24 protein-coding genes are annotated in these 26,510 nt (G+C 65.1%); 14 read left to right on the top strand and 10 right to left on the bottom strand.

The window, feature by feature from the left end:
• Positions 1–135: 135 nt before the first annotated feature.
• From FHR70_RS16570 to FHR70_RS16530, 9 genes are all read left to right on the top strand, one after another.
• On the top strand, positions 136–1,356 hold the full coding sequence (locus FHR70_RS16570) for an ABC transporter substrate-binding protein (protein WP_246408231.1): 1,221 nt from the start codon (positions 136–138) through the stop codon (positions 1,354–1,356).
• 78 nt (positions 1,357–1,434) lie between these two features.
• Positions 1,435–1,863, top strand: coding sequence for an endonuclease domain-containing protein (locus tag FHR70_RS16565; RefSeq protein WP_183452148.1), 429 nt, complete (start codon positions 1,435–1,437; stop codon positions 1,861–1,863).
• A gap of 2 nt (positions 1,864–1,865) precedes the next feature.
• Positions 1,866–3,713: an ABC transporter permease subunit gene (locus tag FHR70_RS16560; RefSeq protein ID WP_183452146.1), complete on the top strand. Its 1,848-nt coding sequence runs from the start codon at positions 1,866–1,868 to the stop codon at positions 3,711–3,713.
• Positions 3,710–4,486 (top strand): ABC transporter ATP-binding protein, encoded by a 777-nt coding sequence (locus tag FHR70_RS16555; RefSeq protein WP_183452144.1) that lies wholly within the window; start codon positions 3,710–3,712, stop codon positions 4,484–4,486. Before FHR70_RS16560 ends, FHR70_RS16555 begins: the two co-directional genes overlap by 4 nt.
• Complete coding sequence (locus FHR70_RS16550; RefSeq protein WP_183452142.1) at positions 4,483–5,196, top strand: ABC transporter ATP-binding protein; 714 nt, start codon at positions 4,483–4,485, stop codon at positions 5,194–5,196. Before FHR70_RS16555 ends, FHR70_RS16550 begins: the two co-directional genes overlap by 4 nt.
• 131 nt (positions 5,197–5,327) lie before the next feature.
• Entirely contained in the window at positions 5,328–5,642 is a 315-nt protein-coding gene (locus FHR70_RS16545) for a 2Fe-2S iron-sulfur cluster-binding protein (RefSeq protein WP_183452140.1), read from the top strand.
• A gap of 169 nt (positions 5,643–5,811) precedes the next feature.
• Positions 5,812–6,855, top strand: coding sequence for an NAD(P)/FAD-dependent oxidoreductase (locus tag FHR70_RS16540; RefSeq protein ID WP_183452138.1), 1,044 nt, complete (start codon positions 5,812–5,814; stop codon positions 6,853–6,855).
• 207 nt (positions 6,856–7,062) lie between these two features.
• Positions 7,063–8,301 carry an allantoate amidohydrolase gene (locus FHR70_RS16535; RefSeq protein ID WP_183452136.1) on the top strand — a complete coding sequence of 413 codons (1,239 nt, stop codon included), beginning with the start codon at positions 7,063–7,065 and terminating at the stop codon, positions 8,299–8,301.
• A gap of 10 nt (positions 8,302–8,311) precedes the next feature.
• On the top strand, positions 8,312–8,752 hold the full coding sequence (locus tag FHR70_RS16530) for a GNAT family N-acetyltransferase (RefSeq protein WP_183452134.1): 441 nt from the start codon (positions 8,312–8,314) through the stop codon (positions 8,750–8,752).
• Positions 8,753–8,810: 58 nt separating this feature from the next.
• Here the strand turns inward: FHR70_RS16530 and FHR70_RS16525 are convergent, their stop codons facing one another.
• On the bottom strand, positions 8,811–9,326 hold the full coding sequence (locus tag FHR70_RS16525; RefSeq protein ID WP_183452132.1) for a GNAT family N-acetyltransferase: 516 nt from the start codon (positions 9,324–9,326) through the stop codon (positions 8,811–8,813).
• An 80-nt stretch (positions 9,327–9,406) separates the two neighbouring features.
• On the opposite strand from FHR70_RS16525, the gene FHR70_RS16520 reads away from it, so the two are divergent.
• Positions 9,407–9,712, top strand: coding sequence for a hypothetical protein (locus tag FHR70_RS16520; RefSeq protein WP_183452130.1), 306 nt, complete (start codon positions 9,407–9,409; stop codon positions 9,710–9,712).
• Positions 9,713–9,762: 50 nt separating this feature from the next.
• Here FHR70_RS16520 and FHR70_RS16515 read toward each other — a convergent pair whose 3' ends face one another.
• The 5 genes from FHR70_RS16515 to ugpB all read right to left on the bottom strand — a co-directional run bounded on the left by FHR70_RS16515 (position 9,763) and on the right by ugpB (position 16,735).
• Positions 9,763–11,394, bottom strand: coding sequence for an HAL/PAL/TAL family ammonia-lyase (locus FHR70_RS16515; protein WP_183452128.1), 1,632 nt, complete (start codon positions 11,392–11,394; stop codon positions 9,763–9,765).
• A gap of 982 nt (positions 11,395–12,376) precedes the next feature.
• Positions 12,377–13,453: a sn-glycerol-3-phosphate import ATP-binding protein UgpC gene (locus tag FHR70_RS16510; protein WP_183452126.1), complete on the bottom strand. Its 1,077-nt coding sequence runs from the start codon at positions 13,451–13,453 to the stop codon at positions 12,377–12,379.
• A 119-nt stretch (positions 13,454–13,572) separates the two neighbouring features.
• Complete coding sequence (gene ugpE / locus FHR70_RS16505) at positions 13,573–14,418, bottom strand: sn-glycerol-3-phosphate ABC transporter permease UgpE (RefSeq protein WP_183452125.1); 846 nt, start codon at positions 14,416–14,418, stop codon at positions 13,573–13,575.
• Complete coding sequence (gene ugpA / locus FHR70_RS16500; protein ID WP_183452122.1) at positions 14,418–15,299, bottom strand: sn-glycerol-3-phosphate ABC transporter permease UgpA; 882 nt, start codon at positions 15,297–15,299, stop codon at positions 14,418–14,420. Before ugpA ends, ugpE begins: the two co-directional genes overlap by 1 nt.
• 128 nt (positions 15,300–15,427) lie before the next feature.
• A complete protein-coding gene (gene ugpB, locus FHR70_RS16495; protein WP_425487874.1) occupies positions 15,428–16,735 on the bottom strand; it encodes a sn-glycerol-3-phosphate ABC transporter substrate-binding protein UgpB in 1,308 nt (435 codons plus the stop codon).
• 209 nt (positions 16,736–16,944) lie between these two features.
• On the opposite strand from ugpB, the gene FHR70_RS16490 reads away from it, so the two are divergent.
• Positions 16,945–17,664, top strand: a complete 720-nt coding sequence (locus FHR70_RS16490; protein WP_183452120.1) for a hypothetical protein — start codon at positions 16,945–16,947, stop codon at positions 17,662–17,664.
• On the opposite strand, the gene FHR70_RS16485 is transcribed toward FHR70_RS16490, so the two are convergent.
• Both FHR70_RS16485 and FHR70_RS16480 read right to left on the bottom strand, forming a co-directional pair.
• Positions 17,661–18,869, bottom strand: coding sequence for an NAD(P)/FAD-dependent oxidoreductase (locus FHR70_RS16485; protein ID WP_183452118.1), 1,209 nt, complete (start codon positions 18,867–18,869; stop codon positions 17,661–17,663). The two genes, FHR70_RS16490 and FHR70_RS16485, sit on opposite strands and share 4 nt — an antisense overlap.
• Complete coding sequence (locus FHR70_RS16480) at positions 18,866–19,294, bottom strand: Lrp/AsnC family transcriptional regulator (protein ID WP_183452116.1); 429 nt, start codon at positions 19,292–19,294, stop codon at positions 18,866–18,868. Before FHR70_RS16480 ends, FHR70_RS16485 begins: the two co-directional genes overlap by 4 nt.
• Positions 19,295–19,408: 114 nt before the next feature.
• Here FHR70_RS16480 and FHR70_RS16475 point away from each other — a divergent pair, with 114 nt between their 5' ends.
• The 3 genes from FHR70_RS16475 (at position 19,409) to FHR70_RS16465 (ending at position 24,057) form a co-directional block, all read left to right on the top strand.
• Complete coding sequence (locus FHR70_RS16475) at positions 19,409–20,542, top strand: saccharopine dehydrogenase family protein (protein WP_183452114.1); 1,134 nt, start codon at positions 19,409–19,411, stop codon at positions 20,540–20,542.
• 207 nt (positions 20,543–20,749) lie between these two features.
• The gene (gene amaB / locus FHR70_RS16470; RefSeq protein WP_183452112.1) at positions 20,750–22,300 is read left to right on the top strand and encodes an L-piperidine-6-carboxylate dehydrogenase; all 1,551 of its coding nucleotides are present in this window, start codon (positions 20,750–20,752) and stop codon (positions 22,298–22,300) included.
• 77 nt (positions 22,301–22,377) lie between these two features.
• Positions 22,378–24,057, top strand: a complete 1,680-nt coding sequence (locus FHR70_RS16465; protein WP_183452110.1) for a thiamine pyrophosphate-binding protein — start codon at positions 22,378–22,380, stop codon at positions 24,055–24,057.
• 296 nt (positions 24,058–24,353) lie between these two features.
• On the opposite strand, the gene tal is transcribed toward FHR70_RS16465, so the two are convergent.
• Positions 24,354–25,325: a transaldolase gene (gene tal / locus FHR70_RS16460; RefSeq protein ID WP_183452108.1), complete on the bottom strand. Its 972-nt coding sequence runs from the start codon at positions 25,323–25,325 to the stop codon at positions 24,354–24,356.
• 274 nt (positions 25,326–25,599) lie between these two features.
• Complete coding sequence (locus FHR70_RS16455; RefSeq protein WP_183452106.1) at positions 25,600–26,490, bottom strand: LysR family transcriptional regulator; 891 nt, start codon at positions 26,488–26,490, stop codon at positions 25,600–25,602.
• Between the last annotated feature and the right edge of the window lie 20 nt (positions 26,491–26,510).

The following is a 26,510-nucleotide window of genomic DNA, read 5'->3' as shown; positions in this document are numbered from 1 at the left end:
GAAAGGACCGCGAATGTGTCATCCTCGCCCGGGTGGGGGCAAGGCGGGATTTGGACAACCTTGGCAGTTTGTGTCTTTCTTCTCGACCCGGTTGGCCCTAAATCCTTGCCCAATCTCGATTGAAGGAATGCCGTCATGGCGACAACATCAATGATCCGCTGGCGGGCTCCGGCTTGGCTTGCTCTTGGAGCGGCGCTTGCCCTTGGAGCACCGGCGGCTCAGGCGCAGCAGGCGCCGATCAAGATCGGCGAGCTGAATTCCTATGCGCAATGGGCGGCCTTCACCGTGCCCTACCGCAACGGCTGGCAGATGGCCCTGGACGAGATCAACGCCAAGGGCGGCGTACTCGGGCGCAAGATCGAGATCGTCTCCCGCGATGACGGAGCGACCACGGGCAGCGCCACCCGGGTGGCGGACGAGCTCGTGAGCCGAGAGGGCGTGTCGCTGCTCTTCGGCTCGTTCCTGTCCAATGTCGGCGTCGCCATGGCCGACTACGCCAACCAGAAGAAGATCGTCTACATCGCGGCCGAACCGCTCACCGATGCCGTGACGATGGCGCAGGGTAACCGCTACACCTTCCGCATCCGGCCCAACAACTTCATGCAGGTCGGCATGCTGGTGGACCAGGCGAAAGCCTCCGGGGCGAAGCGCTGGGCCATCGTGGCGCCGAACTATGAATACGGACAGTCGGCCGCCGCCGTCTTCAAGCGCCTGATCCAGGAGCGGGTGCCCGGAGCCCAGATCGTCGCCGAGCAGTATCCGGCGCTCGGCAAGATCGAGGCGGGCGCCACCGCGTCCGCCATCGAGCAGGCCAAGCCCGACGGCATCTTCAACGTGCTCTTCGGTCCCGACCTCACCCAGTTCGTCCGCGAGGGCAACACCCGCGGGCTGTTCGAGGGCGCGACGGTTCTCTCGCTCCTCACGGGTGAGCCGGAATGGCTCCTGCCCCTGAAGGACGAGGTGCCCGAGGGCTGGACCGTGACCGGCTATCCCTGGGACGAGATCAAGGAGCCCAAGCACAAGGCCTTCATCGACGCCTACCGGGCCAAGTACAACGACACGCCGCGCCTCGGCTCGCTGCTGGGCTACATGGTCATGACCATGATCCGCGATTCCATCGAGCGTGCCGGCTCCACCGAGACGGACGCGATCATCAAGGCGCTGGAGGATGCGAAGTTCGACACCGTGATCGGTCCCGTCACCATGCGCGGCATCGACAACCAGTCCACCATGGGGGCCTGGGTCGGCAAGCTCGTGCTGAAGGGCGCAGCCGGCGGCATGACCGACTGGACCTACAAGGACGGCACCTCGTTCATGCCGACCGAGGCCGAGGTGAAGGCGGTTCGGAAGGACTGACTCGCCTTCACCCTCCCCTTGAGGGGGAGGGTCGGCCGCCAGGCCGGGGTGGGGTGGCACCACAGCAGAAAACCAGTCATGTCGAACATCAACCGCTTCAGACGTGAGAGAGCAAAACAGCTTCGCTCGAATGCCACCGAGCCGGAGCAGGCCCTCTGGCGTGCTCTGAAGAACATCCCCGTCCACGGTAGTCACTTCCGCCGACAGGTGCCGATCGGTCCCTATGTTGCCGACTTCGCCTGCCTGAAAGGGCGCCTCCTCATCGAACTCGACGGCGGCCACCATTCGCAGGCTGACATTGCAGCCAAGGACGAAGCCAGGACCCGGTGGCTTGAAAACGAAGGCTATCGTGTCGTCCGTTTCTGGAACACCGAACTGACCGAGAACATGAGCGGCGTTCTCGACACCATTTACGCGACCCTATATGGCTCGCCTCAATCGGAAGCCGTTGCGCTTCCCACCCCACCCCGGCCTGATGGCCGACCCTCCCCCTCAAGGGGAGGGTAACGGTGGACCCTGCCTTCCTGGCCGTTCAGGCGCTCAGCGGCCTGTCCAGCGCCTCCTCGCTCTTCATCACCGCCTGCGGCCTGACTATCGTCTTCGGCGTCACCCGAATTGTGAACTTCGCGCACGGTTCGCTCTACATGATCGGCGCCTATACGGCCGCCACCCTGGTGCCGCAGCTGCTCGAACTCTCCTTCGGCCCCGTCACCTTCTGGGCCGGCATCCTGGCCTCGGCGATCATCGTCGGGCTTATCGGCGTGATCATCGAAGTCCTGCTCCTGCGGCGTATCTACGGCGCGCCGGAGCTGTTCCAGCTGCTCGCCACCTTCGGCATCGTGCTCGTGGTGCAGGATCTCGTGGTGCAGGTGTTCGGCCCGCAGGACATTCTCGGTCCCCGCGCTCCCGGACTGCGCGCGCCGGTCGAAATCCTCGGGCGCCGCTTTCCCTCCTACGAGCTCGTGCTGATCGCCGCCGGCCCCATCGTGCTCGGTCTCGTGTGGCTTCTGTTGCGCAAGACGCGCTTCGGCGTTCTGGTGCGCGCGGCCACGCAGGATCGCGACATGGTGGCGTCGCTTGGCGTCAATCAGGCGCTGCTGTTCACCGGAACGCTCTTTCTCGGTGCATTCCTCGCCGGTCTCGGCGGTGCGCTCCAGATCCCGCGCGTTTCGGCCAATACCGGCATGGACCTCTCCATCATCGCGGAGGCCTTCGTCGTCACGGTCGTGGGTGGCATGGGCAGCGTGCCGGGTGCCTTCCTGGCCGCTCTCGTGATCGGGCAGCTGCAGGCTTTCGGCATCCTGATCTTCCCGAAGAGCACACTTGTCGTCGTGTTCCTGCTCATGGCCGTGGTGCTGGCGATCCGACCCCATGGCTTCTTCGGCAGGGCCGAGATCATCGGCGGATCCCATGCGGTAGGCATCGCCAGCCGAAGCCCCCTTCCGGGTCGTGGTTTCATCCTGCTGGTCGTGATCGGGATTCTTGCTGCCTTCCCGCTGGCGGCGGATGCCTACCTCCTGAAGGTCGCGACCGAGATCCTGATCTTCGCGCTCTTCGCCTTCAGCCTGCAACTCCTCATCGGCGTCGGCGGTGTCGTGAGCTTCGGCCATGCGGCCTTCTTCGGCCTCGGCGCCTATGGCGCGGCGCTTGGCGTCAAATGGTACGGGGTCTCGATGGAGGCGGCGCTGCCGCTCGGGCTGGCGTTGGCGGCCCTCGGCGCCGGTCTGGTTGGCGCCTTCGTGGTGCGCCTGTCCGGCATCTATCTCGCCATGATGACGCTGGCTGCCGCTCAGATCCTCTATGCGGTGGCGTTCCAATGGGTGGAGGTGACCGGCGGCGACAACGGCATCGTCGGCGTCTGGCCCTCCTCCTGGGCAAGCGGCCCGATCCCCTACTATCTTCTCACTGCCGCCCTCACGGTGGTGACGGTGCTGCTTCTGAAGCGCATCATCGAAGCGCCGTTCGGCTATGCCCTGCGGGCTGCCCGCGACTCCGAGGCCCGTGCGGAGGCGATCGGCCTGAAGGTTCGCCAGCACCGCTGGCTTGCCTTCATGATCGCCGGCGCCGCGGCGGGCCTCGCCGGTGGCCTCTATGCGTTTTCCCGCGGCTCGGTGGATCCGAGCCTGCTCGGCATCTCGACCTCGGTGGATGCGCTCACGATGCTGCTTCTCGGCGGCATCCAGACCGTCATGGGGCCGCTTGTGGGCGCTGCGGCCCTGCATGGCTTACGCGACTGGATCATGCCGCTCACGTCGCTCTGGCGCCTGCTGCTGGGCCTGAGCATCATCGCCATGGTGCTCATCTTCCCGCGTGGCCTCGTGGGCACCGTTCGCGACTGGTGGGGAGCGCGGGCATGACGCTTCTTACTGTCGATGATCTGCACAAATCCTTCGGCGGCGTGATGGCGGCGCGCGACGTAACCTTCACGGTTGCAAGCGGCGAGATGCTGGCGGTCATCGGGCCGAACGGAGCCGGCAAGTCCACCGTGTTCAACATGGTCGGAGGCCAGCTCACGCCTGATCGCGGCAAGGTCCTGCTCGATGGGCAGGACATCACCCGCGCATCGCCGCAGAAGCGCTTCCGCCGTGGCGTGGGTCGCACCTTCCAGGTGGCGCAGACCTTTCTCTCCATGAGCGCTGCCGAGAATGTCCAGATGGCGCTGATCAGCTGCAACCGGCAGAGCAATGGCCTCTGGGCTCCGGCCCGCGACCGCCACCGTGACAAAGCCGTCGAGTTGCTCTCCCGGGTCGGCATGGAGGAGGCGGCGGACACACCCTGCTCGGCGCTGGCCTATGGCGACGTCAAGCGGGTGGAACTCGCCATCGCACTCGCCGGGCAGCCCAAGCTGCTCCTCATGGACGAACCCACGGCCGGCATGGCGCCACGCGAGCGGGCGACGCTGATGGACCTTACCGCGTCCATCGCCGAATCCCAGGGCATCGGCGTTCTCTTCACGGAGCACGACATGGACGTGGTCTTCGGCCATGCGGCCCGGGTGCTGGTGCTCCTGCGCGGTCAGATCATCGCGTCCGGAACACCGGACGAGGTCCGGCGGGACGAGCAGGTCAAACGCGCCTATCTGGGCGATGAGCACGCGTTGGAAAGGCCGAAAGGGATGACCCCGGCATGAATGCGCCGATTCTCGAGGTCTGGAACCTCTGCGCCTTCTATGGCCGCGCCCAGGTGCTGTTCGACCTGACGTTCCGGCTCCAGGCGGGCGAGGTCATGGCCCTGGTCGGCCGCAACGGCGCGGGCAAGACCACCACCCTGAAAGCCATCATGGGGCTGGTCTCGGCCTCGGCCCGGCAGGCCACCTTCAAGGGGCATTCCTTAGGCAGGCTGCCCACCTACAAGATTGCCCGGCTCGGCCTCGGCTACGTGCCGGAGGACCGGCGCATCTTCACCGATCTCACCGTCGAGGAGAACTTGGAGACGGGGCGCCGGCCCGCGCCTGCCGGCCGCTCGCCCTGGACGCCGGAGCGGCTGTTCCGGCTCTTTCCCAATTTAGCCGAGATGCGCGGCCGGCGCGGCAGCCAGATGTCCGGCGGCGAGCAGCAGATGCTGGCGATTGCCCGCACCCTCATGGGGAACCCGGATGCGATCCTGCTCGACGAGCCCTCCGAGGGCATCGCTCCGGTGATCGTGCAGATGATGGCCGAGGCCATCCGGGCAATGAAGGCGGAAGGCGTGGCCGTGCTGCTCTCCGAGCAGAACTGGGCCTTTGCCGCCGGCATCAGCGACCGGGCCTGCGTGATCGAGCGCGGCGAAATCCGCTTCCAGGGCTCCATGGCCGAGCTTATGGCGAACGAGGCGCTGAGAGCGGACACGCTGGGGGTTTAGGACGGTCGAGCCTCGGAAACAAACGGCGCCCTTAAACCATTGACGGGGCGAGCCGAAAGGCCGATATGCACCCCATCCGGCGCACCCTCCTGCGCCTCATCCCAGAATTCATACGAAGGAATTCCCGCTTCATGGGCGTCATCCATGTGACCGACCGGGCCGGCCAGCGCCACACCCTTGAGGCCATCGAGGGCTGGCGGGTCATGGAGATCATCCGGGATTGGGGCCTGCCCATCGAGGGCCTGTGCGGCGGAGCCTGCGAATGTGCCACCTGCCACGTCTTCGTGGCCGAGGAGTGGCTGGACAAGCTCTTCCCTCCCACGGACGAGGAGGAGGACCAGCTCGACACCGTGGTGACGAAGCCCAATTCCCGCCTCTCCTGCCAGATTCTGTGGACCCCCGAACTCGACGGCCTGGAAGTGACGTTAGCGCCCACCGGGGCGTGACCCCCAAGCGTTTTCAGGCGAAGTGGACCCCGGTTCGCCGCCCGAAAATGCGTCAATAAGAGACCTGCGGAACGGATGAGGATCCGCTAGATCCTCATTCGTTCCGCCTGCCGCATTGCCAAGACGGAGAGACCATGCTTTCGGAAAGGTCTCTCGAAGGAGCCAGTTTATGACCGACCATATCGAAACGGACGTCGTCATCATCGGTGCCGGGCCCGTTGGCCTGTTCGCCGTGTTCGAACTGGGCCTCCTCGACATCAAATGCCATCTCATCGACATCCTGCCGAAAGTGGGCGGCCAATGCGCCGAGCTCTACCCGGAAAAGCCGATCTACGACATCCCGGGCTTCCCGATGGTGACGGGCCAGGGGCTGGTCGACAACCTGATGGCGCAGATCGAGCCGTTCCATCCGACCTTCCACCTCAACGAGATGGTGGAGAGCCTGGAATCCATCGGCACGCCCGAGGCGCCCCTGTTCCGGGTCAAGACCTCCGAGAACGGCACCACCTTCACCTGCAAGTCGGTGATCATCGCGGCCGGCGGCGGCTCGTTCCAGCCCAAGAAGCCTCCGATCGACAACATCGAGGCCTATGAGGGCACGGGCGTGTACTATGCCGTGCGGAAGATGGAGATGTTCCGCAACAAGAAGGTGCTCATCGTCGGCGGCGGCGATTCCGCCCTCGACTGGACCGTGAACCTGCAGCCCATCGCCAAGCGCCTGACCCTGCTCCACCGTCGCGACGCCTTCCGCGCCGCGCCCCACACGGTGGAGAAGATGCGCTCGCTGGTGGCCGCCGGCGACATGGACCTGCATCTCGGCCAGGTGAGCGCGTTGAAGGGCGAGGCGCCTGTGCTGGAAGGCGCCGTGATCCGCAAGGATGACGGATCCGAGTTCACCGTGGATTGCGACGTGATGCTGCCCTTCTTCGGCCTCACCATGAAGCTCGGGCCGATTGCCGATTGGGGCCTGAACCTGCACGAGAACCTGATCCCCGTCGATACGGAGAAGTTCGAAACCAACGTCCCCGGCATCTTCGCCATCGGCGACATCAACACCTATCCGGGCAAGCTGAAGCTCATCCTCTCCGGCTTCCACGAAGGCGCGTTGGCGGCGCAGAAAGTGCACCGCTACGTGTATCCGGAGAAGAAGCTCCTGTTCCAATACACGACCTCGTCGACGAGCCTGCAGAAGAAGCTCGGCGTCGCCGCCTGAGGCACCTGTTATAAACACCACCTCATCCTGAGGAGGTCGCTTTAGCGACCGTCGCGAGGGAAGCTCCAGTGCTCTCTGGGCCCTCCTTCGAGACGCAGCTTCGCTGCTCCTCAGGATGAGGTTTTAAGATCGTCACGACAGCGAATGCTTTTGACGATGACCCCGCATCCTCTTGCGAAGCAGGCCGGTTCCTGAAACTCTCGTCGGATGACGCATTCATCCGATCTCACCCTCGGCCGCCGCGTGATGGCGATGATCGAGGATCTCGCCCAGCATACGGACGAGCCAGGCCGCATCACGCGGCTCTATCTGTCCACCGCTCATCGCAAGGCTGCCGAGGCGACGCTCGGCCTGATGCAGGCCGCAGGGCTCGATGCCCATATCGATGCGCTCGGCTCCGTGATCGGCCGCATCGAAGGAACTGACCCCAACGCGCCCGCCCTCCTCATCGGTTCCCACATCGATTCCGTCGTCGATGCCGGGCGCTATGACGGCAATCTCGGCGTGGTGCTCGGCATCGCTGTGGTCGAAGCCTTGCGCCAGAAGGGAATCACGCCGGTCTGCCCCATCGAGGTCGTAGCCTTCGGGGACGAGGAGAATGTTCGCTTCCCGACCAATCTCTCCACATCCTCTGCGCTCGCCGGCCGATTCAACCCGGCCTGGCTCGACGGCCGGGATCAGGACGGCATCGCTTTGCGCGATGCGTTGATCGCCTTCGGGGGCGATCCAGACGGTGCTGCGGTGCTGGCCCGCGATCCGGCGCTGTATCGCGGCTACCTCGAGGTTCACATCGAGCAGGGTCCGTTGCTCGAGGCGAAGGACCTGCCGGTCGGCATCGTGTCCGCCATCAACGGCATCACCCGGGCCCGTGCTCACGTGATCGGCGAGGCGGGACATGCCGGCACCGTGCCGATGAACATGCGCCGCGACGCGCTGGCGGCCGTGGCCGAGATGATCGGGATCGTGGAGCGTGCAGGATCCACGCGCACCGACACGGTGGCGACCGTGGGCGTCGCCCAGGTGCAGCCAGGGGCCATCAACGTGATCCCCGCACGCGTCGACTTCACCCTGGATGCCCGCGCGCCGGACGATGCAGTGCGCGAGGCCATGGTGCAGGACATTATGGCCGAGTGCCGGGCGGCAGCGCAAAGGCGCGGCGTCGAACTCGTCATCGAGCCGTTCATGGACTCGCCCGCCACGCCCATGGACAAGGGGCTGATCGAGCTTTTGGAGGCCGCGGTGCGGGGCTTGAACATCGAGCCGCTTCATCTGTCCTCCGGCGCGGGCCACGATGCGGTCGCGGTGGCCAATCTTTGCCCCTCCGCCATGCTCTTCGTGCGCTGCAAGGGTGGCATCAGCCACAACCCGGCGGAGTCGATCACGGTCGAGGATGCGGATACGGCGGCGCGCGTGCTGCTCGCAGCGGTCAAGCAGATCGCAACGTGAGATTCTCTCAATGACGCAGGCGCCGACACTCGCGTTCGTCGAGGACGATTCCGCGCTCCATGACATCGTTCTCGAAGGCGTACGAGGCTTCAACAAGACACTCTTCGCCAACCATCCGCCGGGCCGGAACCTCGCCATCGCGATCCGCGATCCGGATCGCAGCGAGCCCGTCGGAGGCCTCTGCGGCCGCACGGCGGGCGGATGGCTCGCCATCGAACTGATCTTCGTGCCAGAGACCTTCAGAGGCATGGGTCTTGCCACGCGCCTCATCGCCATGGCCGAGGAGGAAGCGAAGCGGCGCGATTGCCATTCGGCCTGGCTCGACACGCTGAACACCAAGGCGCTCACACTCTACCAACGCCTGGGCTACGAAATCTTCGGCGAGCTCAAGGATTATCCTGTCGGCGGCAGCCGCTTCTTCCTGCAGAAGAAGCTTTCGACCACAGCCTGAAGTCCATTGCGCATCGGATGAATCCCGAAAGTGCAAATCCACTTTTGGGTCCGATGCTCTACCCTTCCCACTCGTCCGCCAGCACCGCCCAGCGCTCGTGATCGCGCCATTCGCCGTTGATCTTCAGGTAGCGTGGCGAGAACCCCTCCTGGCGAAAACCGAGGCTTTGCACGAGGGCGCGGGAGGGCTGGTTCAAGGGCTGGATGTTCGCCTCTATCCGATGCAGTCCGAGATCGCGGAAGGCGTGCGTGACCACGAGGCTCACGGCCTCCCGCATGAGTCCACGGCCATTCATGCCGGCCATGCCGTAATAGCCCATATAGGCGCTCTGGAAGTAGCCGCGTACGATCTCGCTCAGGTTCACCACGCCGACGATGCGCCCGCTCTCCCGCTCGCGGGCGATGAAGCCCAGGGAGCGCTCGCCGTCGCAGCGGGTGAGATAGCCGAGAAAGCTCGGATGGTCGCGGCAGGGCGACACCCAGGGCTCGTGCAGGGCAATGCTGGCGAGGTTGGCCGTCACAAGCTCGGCGCCATCGGAGGCCTGAACGGGGCGAATCGTAACGCGTGACAACATGGGGTTCATTCCGGCTTCAGGAACCATGGCATAGACCTGCCGTTGTCGTCAGCCCCTTCTCGAACCATAAGGAATGGACCATGCGATCCATCATTCTCCCCGCTTTCGCCCTCGCTCTCGGTGCAGGTTTCTTCGCCGCTCCTCAAGCAGCTCATGCGCGTTTCAGCCCTGAGCAGATCCAGGCGCCGTCGCTCGTGGACAATGTGGCCTGCGTGACCCGCCGCGTCCGCACCGTCCAGCCCAATGGCCGCGTGGTCTATCGCACAGTGCGCCGCTGCGGCGTTCCCGCCTGGCAGCGCCGGGTGGATCGCTGCCGTACGGTACAGGAGCGTGTCTATCGACCGAACGGCACCGTCGTCGTTCGCAACATCCGCCGCTGCCGCTGATCGGCACCGCCTCCAACAATCAAAGGCCCGGGATGACCGGGCCTTTTCGTTTACTCCAGCTCGCCGATGACGCTCTCAACCGCTTGGACGACAGCGCTTGAGCGCACGAGGTCGAGGGCCTGGCGCATCTCGGTAGCGTACCAGCGGTCGCCTTCAAGGGCCGGCGGAATGACGGCGCGGATCGCCTCCATGGCGGCACGCGAGCCCTTGCCAAGTGGATAATCGCCGGCGAGCGGCTCCACGAGGGTCAGTGCCTGGGCGGCCATCAGCAGCTCGCCCGCCACGATCTGCTCCACGTTCTCCACGATGATGCGCGCCTTGCGACCGCACCAGGTGGAGTTGGAGATGTGATCCTCGGCGTTGGACTTGCCGGGAATGGAGTCGACTGAGCCCGGCGTCGCAAGCCCGCGATTTTCCATGACCAGCGCTGACATGGAGCATTGCACGGTGGCAAAGCCCGTGTTGAGGCCGCGCTTGCCGGCGAGCAGGTTGCGCGGCAGCCCATAGGACATGGTGGGATCGATGAGGCGCGCGAGACGCCGCTCGGAAATGGCGCCGAGATCCGCCATGGCGATGGCGAGGAAATCCATGGCCTGCGCCATGTACTGCCCGTGGAAGTGGCCGCCCGAGATCGACACGTAGCCGCCCTGGCCATCGTCGAAGATGAGCGGGTTGTCGGTGGCGGAGTTCATCTCCGTGCCGATGATGCGCTCCACGTATTCGAGCGCCTCGATCACCGGCCCATGGACCTGCGGCGTGCAGCGCAGGGAATAGACGTCCTGCACGCGGGGCGAGGCAGGCTGGCTGGGCTGTCGCGGCTCGTCTGGGAAGACGATGTCGCGGGCCAATTGCGAGCAGCGCTTCGTGCCGTCGAGAATGCGCAGGAGGTTGCGCGCGACCTTCGCCTGGCCCGGATGCGGACGCGCCTTGTGCACGCGCGGATCGAAGGCGGCGAGCTCGCCGCGCATCGCCTCCAGCGACAGGCACATGGCGATGTCGGCGTGCTTGAGCAGGCGCCGCGCGTCGTACGTTGCCAGAGCACCGAGCGCCAGCGACGTGGTCGAGCCGTTGATGAGTGCGGAGGCATCCTTTGCGCCGAGATCGAAATCGGGATCGAAGCCCGCGAGGCGAATGGCGTCGCGGGCTGGCATGACGCGGCCCTGATAGATCATATCGGCTTCGTCGAAACCGCAGACAGCACCGGCCATGTGCGCCAGCGGCGCGAGATCGCCCGAGGCGCCCACGGAGCCCTTCTGCGGGATCACCGGATGCAGGCCCGCATTGAGGAACGCGATGAGCCGCTCGACCAGTTCGACGCGAGGACCTGAATAGTTCGACGCGAAGGCATTGGCGCGCAGGAGCATCATGGCACGCGTCACATCCTCGGCGAAGGGCTCGCCGACGCCTGTGGCGTGCGCGTAGACGGTCTTGCGCTGGTAGGCCGCCATATCGCTGATGAGGACGCGCTGGTCCTTGAACAGGCCGACGCCGGTGTTGAAAGCGTACATGAGCGGCGCGTCGTCATGCATCCAGGTGCGGTCGATGTAATCCCGCGTCGCGGCGATCCGCTCGCGCGCTTCCGGAGCCAGGGCCGCCTGAGCGTAGACCCCTTGCGCATCGCGGCGCGCCACACGCACCACGTCCTGAATGCCGAGAGTGGCCCCGTCGAGCTTGACCGTCATCGCTGTTCCTCACGTTGGACAAGAAGGGATACCGGGGCTTCAGGCGCGGTGCAACCGTCGCTTCACGGCGACCTTCCCGACGTCATCCCGGACGGCGGAGCCGATCCGGGATCGTTTGCGGAATGAGCACCGGAAGCTCAACGCTGTCCTCCCCGCGCAGGCGAGGATCCAGAACCACGGCGTTTCAAGAAAAGGCGAGCCGCGTTGCACCTCTGTCTGCACCGTCAATGTGTATGGCTCCCGGGCTCTGCTGCGCAGCCCCCGGATGACGTGTGTGATGGCCTGTCAAAGAACCAGCACCTTCGGGCCCGCAGCGGGTGGGCTGCGAGCCGTCGGGTGAGATCGAGGGAGGCGTGCTGGGCAGCCCGGCTCGATTGTGTGGTGAGAAGTGAAGAGCCGGACCTGCTCGTCACGCGCGGTTTGTTTCAGCGGACCTGGATCTGCGCCAGGATCGGCCACCCGCGATCACAGGCGTGCGAGACCTGCGGCGGGACCGCGCCTCGTCCCGCATCTGCGACGCCTCGCGAGCGCGCCCCTCTGTGGACGAGGATGAACCATGATATAGCCCAGCTTAGGAGAATTGTCAAGAACAAAATGAGAACATGACTGCTGCTGCCCTCCGGTGTCGTTCCCGGCCGGAGCGTCAGCGGAGGGGAAGGGAATCTACAGCACCGAGCGTGCAAGTGGATCCCCTTCCCGGTCCTGCGGACCGCCGGGGATGACAGCCTCTGCCCGTCCAAAGGCTCAATGTCATCCTGAGGAGGTCGCCGAGGCGACCGTCTCGAAGGAGGCTCCAGAGGACGCTCGACACTCCTTCGAGACGCAGCTGCGCTGCTCCTCAGGATGAGGCGGAGAATGTGATCACAGGTCTTGAAGACGGGGATCCCCGGATCAAGTCCGGGGACGACATGGGGCTCCCACTACGAAAAAGGCCCCGGCTGTGCCGGGGCCTCATGTTCACATCGGGCAATCGAAGCTGCGATCAAACCCGCCCGAGACGCTTCGTTGTCTGCGGGTCGAAGAGGTGGACGTTGGCCGGGTCGACCGCCAGCGTGAGCTTGCGGGTATCCGCCGGAAGCTGGCCGGTGGAGGCCTGGACGATGAATTCGGCGCCGGCCACCTTGCCGTGGAAGAGCTGGGTGGCGCCGAGCTCCTCGACGAAGTCCACATCCATGGAGAGCGTGCTCGCACCCGTGCCGCCCGCCTGCACGTCCTCGGGGCGCAGGCCCACCTCGATGGCGGAGCCTGGGGTGAGGCCCTCGCGCATGTCGGTGACGGCGATCGACTGACCGCCGACGGAGACGCGGCCGGGTCCTTCCACGGTGCCGGGCAGGATGTTCATGGGCGGCGAGCCGATGAAGGTGGCGACGAACCGGGTCTCGGGGCGGCGATACACCTCGGACGGCGTGCCGACCTGCTCGATCTGGCCGCCGGACATCACCACCAGCTTGTCGGAGAGCGTCATCGCCTCGACCTGATCGTGCGTGACGTAGATCGAGGTGACGCCGAGGGCCCGCTGGAGACGCTTGATCTCCACGCGCATCTGCACGCGCAGCTTGGCGTCGAGGTTGGAGAGCGGCTCGTCAAACAGGAACACCTGGGGCTTGCGCACGATGGCGCGGCCCATGGCGACACGCTGGCGCTGGCCACCGGAGAGCTGGCGCGGCTTGCGGGCGAGGAACGACTCGATGGCGAGAATGCGGGCTGCTTCCTTCACGCGCTTCTCGATCTCGTCCTTGGGCGTCTTACGGTTTTTCAGGCCATAGGCCATGTTGTCGTAAACGCTCATATGCGGGTAGAGCGCGTAGTTCTGGAACACCATGGCAATGTCGCGGTCGGCGGGCTCGACCTGGTTCACCACCCGGTCGCCGATCTTCACCTCGCCGCCGGAGATCGTCTCGAGGCCGGCGATCATGCGCAGCAGCGTGGACTTGCCGCAGCCCGACGGGCCGACGAGCACGCAGAAGGAACCGTCCTCGATGCCGAGCGAGACGCCCTTCACGGCCTCCACATTGCCCGCGTAGATCTTCCTGACCGTATCCAGCGTCACCCCTGCCATCGTACTCTTCCTTTTAACCGTGGCCCGCTCCGCTCAAGGCGTCGGGCGAAATTCGTTCAAGCTTTTCGAGAAGGAGCCCTCACGGCTGTTCAACCGCGAGGGCTGTGCGCATCGGCGCGTCACTTCTCCGTTTCGACGAGACCCTTCACGAAGAGCCTCTGCATGAAGATCACCACCAGCACCGGCGGCACCATGGCGAGCACGGCCGTGGTCATCGCGATCTGCCATTCGGTAAGCGCGTCCGTCGTCGTGATCATCTTCTTGATGCCGATCACGATGGTCTGCATCGAGCTCTGCGTCGTGATCAGCAGCGGCCAGAGATACTGGTTCCAGCCATAGATGAACTGGATCACGAAAAGGGCCGCGATGGTCGTGACGGAGAGCGGGAGCAGCGTGTCCTTGAAGAACCGGAACGCGCCCGCGCCGTCGATCTTGGACGCCTCGAGCAGCTCGTCCGGGATCGTCATGAAGAACTGACGGAACAGCAGCGTGCCGGTGGCCGACGCGATCAGCGGCATGATCAGGCCCGTATAGGTGTCGAGCAGGCCGAGATCGGCGACGATCTTGTAGGTCGGGTAGATGCGCACTTCGACCGGCAGCATCAGCGTGATGAAGATGACCCAGAACGCGGTCTTGCGGAACGGGAACTGGAAATACACCACGGCGAAGGCCGACAGGATCGAGATCAGGATCTTCCCGAAAGCGATACCCAGAGCCATGATCATGGAGTTCGCCATCATCATCGCGACGGGCTCGCGGGCGAGCTTGCCGCCGTAGAACAGTGCCCGGCTGTAGTTCTCGCCGGCCTGATCACCCGGGATCAACGGCATGTTGCCGTTGATGATGGTGGCGGTGTCGAAGGTCGAGGCCATGATGGCCAGATAGACCGGGAAGGCCACGATGAGGACGCCGATCACGAGCGTCAGGTAGGCCATGAATTGGGCGAAGGGACGATTCTCGACCATCAGTACTGCACCTTGCGCTCGACATAACGGAACTGGATGGCAGTGAGCGCGATCACGATGACCATGAGGATCACCGACTGGGCGGCCGAACCGCCGAGATCGCCGCCGAGGCGGCCGTCCGCATACACCTTGTAGACGAGGGTCGTGGTCTGCCCGGCAGGCCCGCCGCCCGTCACGGCATCGATGATGCCGAAGGTCTCGAAGAACACGTACACGATGGTCACGACGAGAAGGAAGAAGGTGGTGGGCGACAGAAGCGGGAAGATGATCGTCCAGAACCGACGGAACGGACCCGCACCGTCGATGGCGCCGGCTTCGATCACGCTCTTCGGAATCGCCTGCAATCCGGCGAGGAAGAACAGGAAGTTGTAGCTGACATGCTTCCAGGTGGCGGACAGCACGAGCAGGATCATCGCATCCTTGCCGTCAAGCATGGGGTTCCAGTTGTAACCCATGACATTGAGCGGACGGCCGAGCGTTCCGAGCGTCGGGTGGAACATGAACATCCACAGCACGCCTGCGATGGCGGGAGCCACCGCGTAGGGCCAGATCAGCAGGGTCTTGAAAGCGTGTCCGCCGCGAATGTTCTTGTCCGCCTGGGTCGCAAGAAGAAGCGCGACAGCGAGGGAGAAGAAGGCGACGAGCGATGAGAAGATCGCGGTCGTGCCCATTGCCCGGTAATACTCGGGCTGCTCGAACAGCGCGACGTAATTCTCGAAGCCGACGAACTCGGACGCGAGGCCGAAGGCGTCTTCCCGCAGGAAGGACTGCCAGATGGCCTGGGAGGCCGGCCAGTAGAAGAAGATGACGGTGATCGCCATCTGCGGAAGGATCAGCAGGAGCGGCAGCGTCCACCCTGAAATGTGAGCTCGTTTTTCCATCGCTCTAACGTTGGTCCGGTGATGGGCAGATGACGGCATCAACCGGTCTGCGAGGGTGATCTATAAGATCATCCCGGGAAGCGTCTTCAAGCTCCCCGGGATGAGTTTGTGGCTAGTATCAGGTCAGCTTAACGAACGGTACGCTCGAACTGACGCAGGATCTGGTTGGAGCGGGTCACGGCCGCATCGAGAGCGTCCTTCGCGGGCTTCTGACCGGCGAGAGCAGCCTCAATCTCCTCCGAGATCACGTCGCGGATCTGGACCATGTTGCCGAAGCGCAGACCGCGGGAGTTCTCGGTCGGCTCCTTGTTGGTCAGCTCGATCAGCGCCATCTGGAGAGCGGGGTTCTTCTCGTAGAAGCCCGAAGCTTTGGTCTTCTCGTAGGCCGCCTTGGTGATCGGGAGATAGCCCGATTCCTGGTGCAGCTTCGCCTGACGGTCCGTGTCGGACAGGAAGGTGAAGAACTTGGCCACGCCCTTGTACTCGTCGGCCTTCTTGCCGCCCATGACCCACAGGGAAGCGCCGCCGATGATCGAGTTCTGGGGAGCACCCTGGACGTCCGGGTAGTACGGCATCGGGGCGTTGGCCCAGTCGAACTTCGCATTGGCCTTCACGTTGCCGTAGAAGCCCGAGGAGGTCAGGAAGATCGCGCATTCGCCGGAGGTGAAGCGGCCCTCGGACTTCGAGTCGCGGCCCGAATAGTCATAGGTCTTGTCCTTCTGCAGATCCACGAGGTTCTGCAGGTGCTTCACGTGGATCGGAGAGTTGAATTTCATCTCCGTGTCGAAGCCGTCGAGGCCGTTGGCCTTGGTGGCCATCGGGATGTTGTGCCAGGCCGAGAACTGCTCGACATTGGCCCAGGACGCCCAGGCATTCGAGAAGCCGCAGGTGTCGTGGCCGGCAGCCTTCAGCTTCTTGGCGGCGTCGAACACCTGAGGCCAGGTCTTCGGAATCTCGGCGACGCCTGCCTTCTTCAGCTCGTCCTTGTTGATCCACATGACCATCGAGGAGGAGTTGAACGGCATGGAGAGCATCTCGCCCTTGGCCGTGGAATAGTAGCCGGTGATGGCCGGGAGGTAGGCATTCGGGTCGAACTTCTCGCCCGCTTCCTTCATCATCTCCTGAACCGGCTTGATCGCGCCGCGGGCGCCCATCATGGTCGCCGTTCCGACTTCGAACACCTGCAGGATGTGGGGAGCGTTGCCCGCGCGGAACGCCGCGATGCCGGCATTCAGGGTGTCGGCGTACTGGCCCTTGTAGCTGACGACGACCTTATAGTCCTTCTGGGACGCGTTGAACTCTTCCGCCAGCTTGTTGACGACGTCGTTGTTGGCGCCCGTCATGGCGTGCCACCACTGGATCTCCGTCTGGGCGAAGGCGGAGGTGCTCGTCGCAAGGCCGAGGGCCAGGGCGCCGAGGAGCGACTTCTTCATCATTCTAATCTCTCCCGTATCATCCCGTCTTGGGACGTTCTTGTCGTTCACCATCCCTGCATTAAGCCCGGATGACGGTTATGTGACGAAAACATGACAATCATAGCCGGCTCCAAAATGGAAGCCCCTTTCCGCCAAAAGGCTTAATGGCACACCATGGGAACAGGCCTGAGCGCCTCTTCGTTGAGGGAGTAACCCAACGGAAAAGATCCATGCCCCAGATGATCACAGCCCTGTTCAGGGACCCCGCCCAGGCGCGCCAGGCCCTTCAGTCCCTGCTCGAAATGGGCATCGCCCAGAACAGAATTGTTGCCGTGGGCAACGAAGATGCCCGCGAGATCTCGTCGATCTCGGGCTTCCGCACCCTCTCGGCCCGGGACGATTCCATGGAAGCGCTCCATGACCTGCACCTGCCGGATGCCGACAGGCGGATCTTCGAGCAGGGCCTGCACAGGGGCCATACGATGATTGCGGCCCAGGTCGACCGGGATAATGCCGAGGAGGCCGTGCGGGTGCTGGAGATGTTCGATCCCGTGGATCTCGACGGCGGCAGCCGGGAATGGCTCTCCTCCACGGGGTCCGAACAGGCTGGCGCAGATGCGGGCGCACCTCTGGGTGCCGGGATCACTGGCGGCTCGGGCGGCGGCATGACCACTGCGAGCAGCTTGCCCGGCATGGGCCTGCTGGCGGAAGGCGCGGACGATCTCGGCACCACGGACCTGCAGACGGACGAGTTCGCCCAGACCCGCCAGGGATCGAGATCGACGATCGGCACCGGCGCCCGCCGCAGCGACGAGCGGGCCGATCGCGAAGGTGTGAACGAGCTCGCCGTCGACACGCGTCCGTTACCCGACCAGCCGGGGCTGATGCAGCGTCACATGAATCGCGGTGGCCGGGTCTGGGCCTATCGCACGTTCGAGGACGGCGTTTAGATCACATTCCGCTCGAGCAGCGGCCGGTTGGCGAGCACCCGCTCGTAGCCGAGCTCCGACAGGTTGAGCGTGCGGTAGCCGCCATGGACGATCAGCTCGGCGAGACCGCGGCCGACGGCCGGAGCCTGCTGCAGGCCGTGGCCCGAAAAGCCATTGCAGAGATAGAAGTTCCTGAGTTCGCCCGCCTGGCCGATGATGGCGTTGTGGTCGAGGAGGCACATGTCGTAGGGGCCGGACCAGGCCCGGCCCGGCCTGATCGCCTCGAAGGCCGGTACGCGATGGGCGAGCGACGGCCAGATGAACTCCTCGAAGAAGGAATGGTCGATCTCCTGGGATCCCGGATCCTCGTCGAACCAGTCGGGATCGAGATCGGCTTCCGGCGAGGCACCGCAGATGAAGTGCCCCTCGCCTTCCGGGCGCACATAGGCGCCGGAGGTGTCGATGAGCAGTGGGCAATTCTCCACCGGCTCCTTGCACGCGAAGGTGAAGACGTAGCGGCGCTTGGCCTGCACGGGGATGTTCAGGCCCGCCATGGCGGCGATCGCCCGCCCGCCGGAGCCCGCGCAGTTCACCAGCGTCCCGCAGGCGATGCGCGTGCCGTCCCGCAAGTGCACGGCCGTGACGGCGCTGCCGTCGCGCTCCACCTCTGCCACTTCGCCCTTCACGTATTCTGCGCCCAATGAACGGGCCTTCTTGCGGAAGGCCTGGAGCAGGCCCCAGCCGTCGAACCAGCCCTCGCCCGAACGGCCCCAGGTGCCAGCCGCGAGATCCTCGACATTGAGCCAGGGGAAGCGGCTTTTCAGCGCGTCGGGCTGCAAGAAAAGGATGTCGGCGCCTTCCGCAGCCTGCAGGGCCTGGTTCTCGCGCAGGACCTGTTCGCCCGCATCCGACGCGCAATAGAGATAGCCGCCTTCCCTCAAGCCGATCTCCGGCCGATCGCCATCGACGGCCAGGTGATCGCCGATGCTGCGCAGGAATTGGATGCCGTAGAGCGAGATGCGGATGTTCACCGCGCTGGAATATTGCTGCCGGATCGAGGCCGCCGAGAGCGCGGAGGCCGAGAGCTGATAGGTCGGGTCCTTCTCGACCACGATGACACGCCCCTTGAAGCCGGAATCGGCGAGCAGGTGATAGGCCGCGGAAGAGCCCATGACGGCGCCGCCGACGATCACGACATCGGCTTGAAGGGAGGTGGCTGGGGTCATCGTTCGAACTTCGTTGAGAGGATGATGGAGGATTGCGTCCGCTCCACACCTTCGACCGCGCCGATCCTGTCGATGGCGGCGTCGAGGGAGGGAACGTCCTGAGCCTCTACCACCGCCAGGAGATCGAAGACACCCGCAACCGAATGAAGCGCGCGCAATTCTGGCATGCGCTGCAGCACCGAGACGACCCCGCCCGAGGCCTTGGGCGCCACCACGATGGTCACATGCGCCCGCACCATGCGGCTGGTGACCTCCTCGGCGAGCCGCAGGGTATAGCCCGCGATCACCCCTCGCCGCTCCAGGCTCTCAACCCGCGCCTGCACGGTCGTGCGGGAGAGGTTCAGGCGCCGGGCGGCCTCCGCATGGCCGATGCGGGCATTCTCCCTCAGAAGCGCAATCAGGGCGCGATCGGTAGCATCAAGCATCACTATGCCCAATCTGGACGGCAATATGCCGGAAACTACCCTGCTTTCCGTCGACCTGTCTATGGCGGTCTGCGCAGCTTTGCCTTTTTCTGCTCCCATCATAGGGAGGTTTGAATGAACTCGATTCTCGTCATCGGCGCCGGCAAGATCGGCTCCACCATTGTCGACATGCTCCACGAGACCGGCGACTATCGCGTGACAGTCGCGGATGCCTCGCCCGAGGCCCTCGAAGCCGTCGCCAAGGATGGCGTCGGAACGATCCAGCTCGACTTCAATGACGCGGTCGCCCTGCAGAATGCCCTCAAGGGCCATTACGCCGTGCTGAGCGCCGCGCCCTATCACCTCACCGGCCACGTGGCGCAGGCCGCGCGCCTCGCCGACGTGAACTATTTCGACCTCACTGAGGATGTCGCCACCACCCGCATGGTGAAGGAGCTCGCCGAGGGCGCCGAGACGGCCTTCATTCCGCAATGCGGCCTTGCGCCCGGCTTCATCTCCATCGTGGCGCACGACATCGCCAGCCATTTCGACAAGCTCGACACGGTGCGCCTGCGCGTCGGCGCCCTGCCGCAATATCCGTCGAACGCCTTGTCCTACAACCTCACCTGGAGCACGGACGGCGTCATCAACGAGTATATCGAGCGCTGCGAGGCGGTGGTCGACGGCAAGCTCCGTGAAGTGCCGGCCATGGAGGAACTCGAGGAGTTCTCCCTCGACGGAACCCGCTACGAGGCCTTCAACACCTCCGGCGGCCTCGGCACCCTGTGCGAGACCCTGGACGGCAAGGTGCGCAACCTGAACTACAAGACCATCCGCTATCCGGGACACTGCGCCCTCATGCGGGTGCTGCTCAACGACCTGCAGTTGCGCAACCGCCGCGAGGTCCTCAAGGACATCCTGGAGAACGCCGTGCCGGCCACCATGCAGGACATGGTCATCGTGTTCGTCACCGTGACCGGCGAGCGCGGCGGACGCTACGTGCAGGAGACCTATGCCCGCAGCATCTACGGCCAGAAGGTCGGCGGCACCCAGCGCACCGCCATCCAGGTGACGACCGCTGCCGGCATCTGCGCCATGCTCGACCTGCTGGTCGAAGGCCGGCTGCCGAAGCAGGGCTTCGTCCGCCAGGAGGAAATCGACCTCGACACGTTCCTCGCCAACCGCTTCGGCCGCGTCTATGCGGGCGAGCGCCTGGATGAGGGCCACGAGCCGGCGGTGAAGAACATCCGCCTCGACGCGGTGGCATGACGAAAAGGACTAGGCTCCTGTATCTTCCGAGGCGGGAGCGGCCAAGTTCTTTACCAAAGCGCATGACCCTATTCGGGAAAAGCAGTTCACTGCTTGTCCGAAAATGCTCTAAGACGGTGGCCTGACAGCCGCCGTCGTTTCGTTCCAAGGACAAACGATGGCCGGGGCTTTATGCTAAGCCCCAAGCCCGCATCGAGGGAGATTACCATGACCGCGAGCCTGAAACCCGTATCCGCCGCGCCCGCCTCCGTGGCGGACGAGGCCCGCGCCATTCTCGCGCGCCTCGGCGTGCCCGACAGCGCCTTCGCGTCCAGTGGCCGCCCGGCCCGCTCACCGATCACCGGCGAGGTGATCGCCCATGTGCGAGAGACCACTCCGGACGAGGCCAAGGCTGCCATCGGCCGGGCCGACGCCGCCTTCAAGGCCTGGCGCAAGATCCCGGCGCCCCGGCGCGGCGAGTTCATCCGTCTGCTCGGCGAGGAGCTGCGCGCCGCCAAGGAGGATCTGGGCCGCCTCGTGACCCTCGAAGCCGGCAAGATCGTCTCCGAGGGCCTCGGCGAGGTGCAGGAGATGATCGACATCTGCGACTTCGCCGTCGGCCTCTCGCGCCAGCTCTACGGCCTGACCATCGCCACCGAGCGCGCCGATCACCGCATGATGGAGACCTGGCATCCGCTCGGCGTCTGCGGCGTGATTTCCGCCTTCAACTTCCCCGTGGCCGTGTGGTCCTGGAACGCGGCCCTCGCGCTCGTGTGCGGCGACAGCGTGGTGTGGAAGCCCTCCGAGAAGACCCTGCTCACGGCGCTTGCCACGCACGCCATCGTCGAGCGCGCCGCCAAGCGCTTCGGCGGTGTGCCGGAAGGCCTCTGCGAGGTGCTGCTCGGCGGCCGTGAGGTCGGCGAGATCCTCGTGGAAGATCACCGCGTGCCGGTTCTTTCCGCCACCGGCTCCACGGCCATGGGCCGTCAGGTCGGCCCCAAGCTCGCCGAGCGCTTTGCCCGCGCCATCCTGGAGCTCGGCGGCAACAACGCCGCCATCGTCGCGCCCTCGGCCGATCTCGATCTCGCGCTGCGCGGCATCGCATTCGCCGCCATGGGCACCGCGGGCCAGCGCTGCACCACGCTGCGCCGCCTCTTCGTGCATGAGAGCGTCTATGACAGCCTCGTGCCGCGCCTCGCGAAGGTTTATGGCAGCGTGAAGATCGGCGATCCGCGTGAGCAAGGCACGCTCGTCGGCCCGTTGATCGACAAGGCTGCCTTCGACGGCATGGAGCGTGCGCTCGACGAAGCCCGCGCGGCCGGCGGCACGGTGCATGGCGGCGGACGCTACACCGATGTAGCGAATGACGGCATCTATGCCCGTCCCGCTCTCGTCGAGATGCCGAGCCAGACCGGTCCGGTGACGCGCGAGACCTTCGCGCCGATCCTCTACGTGATGCGCTACTCCGACTTCGACGAGGTAATCGCGCTGCACAATGCTGTGGGCGCCGGTCTCTCCTCCTCGATCTTCACGCTCAACATGCGCGAGGCCGAGGCCTTCATCTCCGCGACGGGCTCCGATTGCGGCATCGCCAATGTCAATATCGGCCCCTCAGGCGCCGAGATCGGCGGGGCCTTCGGCGGCGAGAAGGAGACGGGCGGCGGCCGAGAATCCGGCTCGGATGCCTGGAAAGCCTACATGCGCCGCGCCACCAACACGGTGAACTACGGCAACACGCTTCCCCTCGCCCAGGGCGTGAAGTTCGACGTGGACGCTTGATCCATCTGAAACCATCCAGCGGAGGGCAGAGATGCCCTCCGTTTTCATATCCAGCCTCTTAACAATATGAGCCTTCCATGACAGCGCCCTCCCGCACCGGCGGCCAGATTCTTGTCGATCAGCTGACTCTGCACGGAGTCGATCACATCTTCTGCGTTCCGGGCGAGAGCTATCTCGCGGCACTCGACGCGCTGCATGATGCGAAGATCGAGATTACGGTCTGCCGCCAGGAAGGCGGCGCGGCCATGATGGCGGAGGCCTACGGCAAGCTGACAGGCCGCCCCGGCATCTGCTTCGTCACCCGCGGCCCCGGCGCAACCAACGCTTCGCCCGGCATCCACGTCGCCAAGCAGGATTCGACGCCGATGATCCTGTTCGTCGGCCAGATCGAGCGCGGCATGCGCGAGCGCGAGGCGTTCCAGGAACTCGATTACCGCGCGGCCTTCGGGCCGCTCGCCAAATGGGCCACGGAAGTGGACGATCCGGCGCGCTTTCCCGAGATCGTCTCCCGCGCGTTCCATGTGGCCACCTCCGGCCGTCCCGGCCCGGTCGTGATCGCACTGCCGGAAGACGTGCTTACCGAGATGGCGGCTGTCACTGATGCGCCGCGCTATCAGGTGATCGAGACGCATCCCGGCCCGACGCAGATGGCAGAGCTGCAGAAGCTGCTGCATGGCGCCAAGAACCCTATCGCGCTGCTCGGCGGCAGCCGCTGGTCGGAAACGGCGGTGCAGCGCTTCGTGCGCTTTGCCGAGCGTTTCGAGCTGCCGGTCGCCTGCACGTTCCGCCGCCAGATGCTGTTTCCCGCCGACCACGCCTCTTATATCGGCGATCTCGGCCTCGGCGTGAACCCGAAGCTGCTCGCGCGCATCAAGGACGCCGATCTCGTGCTCCTCGTCGGCGGTCGCCTCTCCGAGATCCCGAGCCAGGCCTACACGCTCCTCGACATTCCGGCGCCCAAGCAGACTTTGGTGCACATTCATCCCGATTCGAGCGAGCTCGGACGGGTCTACGCACCGCATCTCGCCATCAACGCCTCGCCCAACGCTTTCACGGCGGCGCTTGAAGGCGTGCATCCGCCGGCCTCGCTGCCCTGGGGCGAGGGCACGAAGGCGGCGCATGAAAGCTATCTCGCCTGGAGCGACCCGAGCGAGATCAAGCATCCAGGTGTCCTGCAGATGGGTCAGGTGATGCGGCATCTGCGCGAGGTGATGCCTACCGATACGATCTTCTGCAACGGCGCGGGCAACTTCGCCACCTGGGTGCACCGCTTCTGGCCCTTCCGTGAATACGGCACGCAGCTTGCGCCCACCTCTGGCTCCATGGGCTATGGCGTGCCGGCGGCGGTGGGCGCCAAGCGCCTGCGGCCCGACAGCCCCGTGGTGGTGTTCGCCGGCGACGGCGACTTCCTCATGAACGGACAGGAATTCGCCACCGCCGTGCAGTACGACCTGCCGATCCTGGTGATCCTGCTCGACAACGGCATGTACGGCACGATCCGCATGCACCAGGAGCGTGAATATCCCGGCCGGGTCTCGGCCACCATGCTGCAGAACCCGGACTTCGCGGCGTATGCCCGCGCCTTTGGCGGCTATGGCGAGCGCGTCGAGCTGACGGAGGATTTTGCCCCGGCCCTCCAGCGGGCGCTCACCTCCAGCAAGCCCGCCATCCTGCACTGCATCCTCGACCCTGAGGCGATCACGCCCTCCATGTCGCTCTCGGCGATCCGCGAGAAGGCCATGGCGGAGAAGAAGTAAGACCGCACTGACATAAGCGTCATCCCCGGACTTGTGCTGGGGATGCACGTCCTGCTTCGCATTCCGTTTCACTGACCTTATCCTGAGGAGCAGCGAAGCTGCGTCTCGAAGGAGGCTCCAGAGAGCACTGGACGGTCCTTCGAGACGGTCGCTCACGCGATCTCCTCAGGATGAGGTTGAGCATAGAATGACCGGCTTGAAACGTGGATGGCCGGGACGAGCCCGGCCATGACGATGGATACTCGGAAAGAGATCCCGGGTTCTGCTGCACAGCCGCGGGATGACGTTTCTGACGTTTAAGCCGCCTTCGCCTCCTCCAGCCGCTGCGCCACCAGCGTCCGCAGCGAGCGCAGATCCTTCACGAAGGAGCGGATACCTTCGGCGAGCTTTTCCGTCGCCATGGCATCCTCGTTCAGCGCGAAGCGGAAGCTCTTCTCGTCCGTGCGCGGCAGCGGCGCGATCTTTTCCACATTGTCGGCCGACAGCTTGCGCGGCAGCTCGCCCGGCGCGCCGGCCAGCTCGTCGAGGAGCGCGGGCGAAATGGTCAGTCGGTCGCAACCGGCAAGCGCCTCGATCTCGCCGATGTTGCGGAAGGACGCGCCCATCACCACGGTCTCGATGCCTTGCGCCTTGTAGGAGGCATAGATCTTGCGCACGGAGAGCACGCCGGGATCGGTCTCGCCCGTGTAGGGACCGCCGCCCGCCTTCACGTGCCAGTCGAGGATGCGGCCGACGAAGGGCGAGATCAGAAACACGCCCGCTTCCGCGCAGGCCTGGGCCTGCACTTGGCTGAACAGGAGCGTGAGGTTGCAGTCGATGCCTTCCTTCTGGAGCACTTCCGCCGCGCGGATGCCCTCCCAGGTGGCGGCGATCTTGATGAGGATCCGCTCGCGCCCGATGCCTAGCGCCTCGTAAGCCCTGATGATGGCCCGCGCCTTGGCGAGGGTCGCCTCTGTGTCAAAGGAGAGGTCCGCGTCCACCTCCGTCGAGACGCGGCCCGGCACGATGCCGGCAAGCTCCGCCCCGAAGGCCACGGCGAGACGGTCGCAGATTGCCGCGATCACGCTCTCGCGGGAGCCGCCCTGGGAGCCGCCCCAGGCCAGGGCCTCGTCGATGATGTGGCCATAGGCCGGCGTCTCGACCGCCTTCAGGAGCAGGGTCGGGTTGGTGGTGCAGTCCTGAGGCTTCAGGCGGCGCACCGCATCGAGGTCGCCCGTATCGGCGACGACGACCGTCATGGCGCGCAATTGGTCGAGCTTGGAGGACATCGGGATCTCCGTGGGTTTCGTTTGGGTTTGACTTAGTGGGTTCAGGCGGCTTCGTGAAGCCCTGGAAGCCGTGGCATTCGGTGTGCGCTCTCCCCTCCCCCCTTGCGGGGAGGGGCAGGGGTGGGGGCGGTTTGACTAGGTGACCGAGCAATCCAGCCACATTCTGTAGTGGCCTTAGCGCTTCAAGGACATGGCAAGCGCTCCGACTTTACGACCCCCACCCGGCCGCTCCGCGGCTGCCCCTCCCCGCAAGGGGGAGGGAAGAAATGCGCGCTCACACGAACAGTCCCCGGTTCGCCCGCACCCGGCTCAGGATGAAGGAATAGACCTCCTCCACGCGCCGGAGGTTCCGAAGATCCGCATGGGTCACGAGCCAGTAGGTGCGAAGATAGGAGACCTCGGGCAGCACCACCTGAAGCTCAGGAAACTGCCTCACCGCGTAATCATGCAGGACACCAATGCCGATTCCGGCCCGCACCGCTTCCGCCTGCGCCACCACGCTGGCGCATTCGAACCGGCGGGAGGTGTGCTTCTCAAGGGCCGAAAAATAGTCGAGTACCGGGCTGTAGAGCAGGTCCGCCACATAGGTGACCAAGGTCTTGCCCGAGAGATCCGCCACCTCCGTCACCGGCCCGTGTCGCTCAAGGTATTCCTTCGACGCGTAGAGCCTCAGCCGGTAATCCGTGAGCTTGCGCGACACGAGCCGCCCTTCTGTGGGCTGCTCAAGCGTCACTGCGATGTCGGCCTCGCGCTTGGAGAGCGAGAAGGTGCGCGGTAGCGCCACAAGCTGCAGCGTCAGGCCGGGGTGCCGCTCGGCCAGAGCCCCAAGTTCGGGAGCCAAAAAATAGGTGCCGATCCCGTCCGGCGCGCCGATGCGCACGGTGCCCGTGAGCGCGAGATCCGCGCCGCCGAGTTCGCTTGCCACGGAGAGCGCCTGCGTCTCCATGGCCTCCGCATGCCCGAGCAGCCGCTCGCCCGGCTCGGTGAGGGTGTAGCCCTGCGGGCTGCGCTCGAACAGCTTGGCCTTGAGCGAGGCCTCAAGCGCCGAGATGCGGCGGGACACGGTGGTATGGTCGGCCTCCAGCTGCCGAGCGGCAACTGTGAGCCGGCCGGCACGGGCGACGGCCAGGAAGAAGCGGAGATCGTCCCAATCGAATGCGCTCATGGCTCCACTTCATATTGGTA

Origin of the sequence: Microvirga lupini, assembly GCF_014191055.1 — a bacterium.
In the GTDB taxonomy this organism is placed as follows: Bacteria; Pseudomonadota; Alphaproteobacteria; order Rhizobiales; family Beijerinckiaceae; genus Microvirga; species Microvirga lupini_A.
The sequence above is the reverse complement of the archived record's forward strand: the minus strand, read 5'-3'. Positions and strand labels throughout refer to the sequence as shown.

Coding starts and splice junctions, on each gene's coding strand:
- FHR70_RS16465 (WP_183452110.1), top strand. CDS start 22,378: ATGACAGCGCCCTCCCGCACCGGCGGCCAGATTCTTGTCGATCAGCTG.
- ugpE (WP_183452125.1), bottom strand. CDS start 14,418: ATGGTCGAGAATCGTCCCTTCGCCCAATTCATGGCCTACCTGACGCTC.
- FHR70_RS16485 (WP_183452118.1), bottom strand. CDS start 18,869: ATGACCCCAGCCACCTCCCTTCAAGCCGATGTCGTGATCGTCGGCGGC.
- FHR70_RS16570 (WP_246408231.1), top strand. CDS start 136: ATGGCGACAACATCAATGATCCGCTGGCGGGCTCCGGCTTGGCTTGCT.
- FHR70_RS16540 (WP_183452138.1), top strand. CDS start 5,812: ATGACCGACCATATCGAAACGGACGTCGTCATCATCGGTGCCGGGCCC.
- FHR70_RS16490 (WP_183452120.1), top strand. CDS start 16,945: ATGCCCCAGATGATCACAGCCCTGTTCAGGGACCCCGCCCAGGCGCGC.
- FHR70_RS16545 (WP_183452140.1), top strand. CDS start 5,328: ATGGGCGTCATCCATGTGACCGACCGGGCCGGCCAGCGCCACACCCTT.
- FHR70_RS16475 (WP_183452114.1), top strand. CDS start 19,409: ATGAACTCGATTCTCGTCATCGGCGCCGGCAAGATCGGCTCCACCATT.
- FHR70_RS16550 (WP_183452142.1), top strand. CDS start 4,483: ATGAATGCGCCGATTCTCGAGGTCTGGAACCTCTGCGCCTTCTATGGC.
- FHR70_RS16480 (WP_183452116.1), bottom strand. CDS start 19,294: ATGCTTGATGCTACCGATCGCGCCCTGATTGCGCTTCTGAGGGAGAAT.
- amaB (WP_183452112.1), top strand. CDS start 20,750: ATGACCGCGAGCCTGAAACCCGTATCCGCCGCGCCCGCCTCCGTGGCG.
- FHR70_RS16510 (WP_183452126.1), bottom strand. CDS start 13,453: ATGGCAGGGGTGACGCTGGATACGGTCAGGAAGATCTACGCGGGCAAT.
- ugpB (WP_425487874.1), bottom strand. CDS start 16,735: ATGATGAAGAAGTCGCTCCTCGGCGCCCTGGCCCTCGGCCTTGCGACG.
- ugpA (WP_183452122.1), bottom strand. CDS start 15,299: ATGGAAAAACGAGCTCACATTTCAGGGTGGACGCTGCCGCTCCTGCTG.
- FHR70_RS16455 (WP_183452106.1), bottom strand. CDS start 26,490: ATGAGCGCATTCGATTGGGACGATCTCCGCTTCTTCCTGGCCGTCGCC.
- FHR70_RS16565 (WP_183452148.1), top strand. CDS start 1,435: ATGTCGAACATCAACCGCTTCAGACGTGAGAGAGCAAAACAGCTTCGC.
- tal (WP_183452108.1), bottom strand. CDS start 25,325: ATGTCCTCCAAGCTCGACCAATTGCGCGCCATGACGGTCGTCGTCGCC.
- FHR70_RS16520 (WP_183452130.1), top strand. CDS start 9,407: ATGCGATCCATCATTCTCCCCGCTTTCGCCCTCGCTCTCGGTGCAGGT.
- FHR70_RS16525 (WP_183452132.1), bottom strand. CDS start 9,326: ATGTTGTCACGCGTTACGATTCGCCCCGTTCAGGCCTCCGATGGCGCC.
- FHR70_RS16530 (WP_183452134.1), top strand. CDS start 8,312: ATGACGCAGGCGCCGACACTCGCGTTCGTCGAGGACGATTCCGCGCTC.
- FHR70_RS16515 (WP_183452128.1), bottom strand. CDS start 11,394: ATGACGGTCAAGCTCGACGGGGCCACTCTCGGCATTCAGGACGTGGTG.
- FHR70_RS16535 (WP_183452136.1), top strand. CDS start 7,063: ATGACGCATTCATCCGATCTCACCCTCGGCCGCCGCGTGATGGCGATG.
- FHR70_RS16555 (WP_183452144.1), top strand. CDS start 3,710: ATGACGCTTCTTACTGTCGATGATCTGCACAAATCCTTCGGCGGCGTG.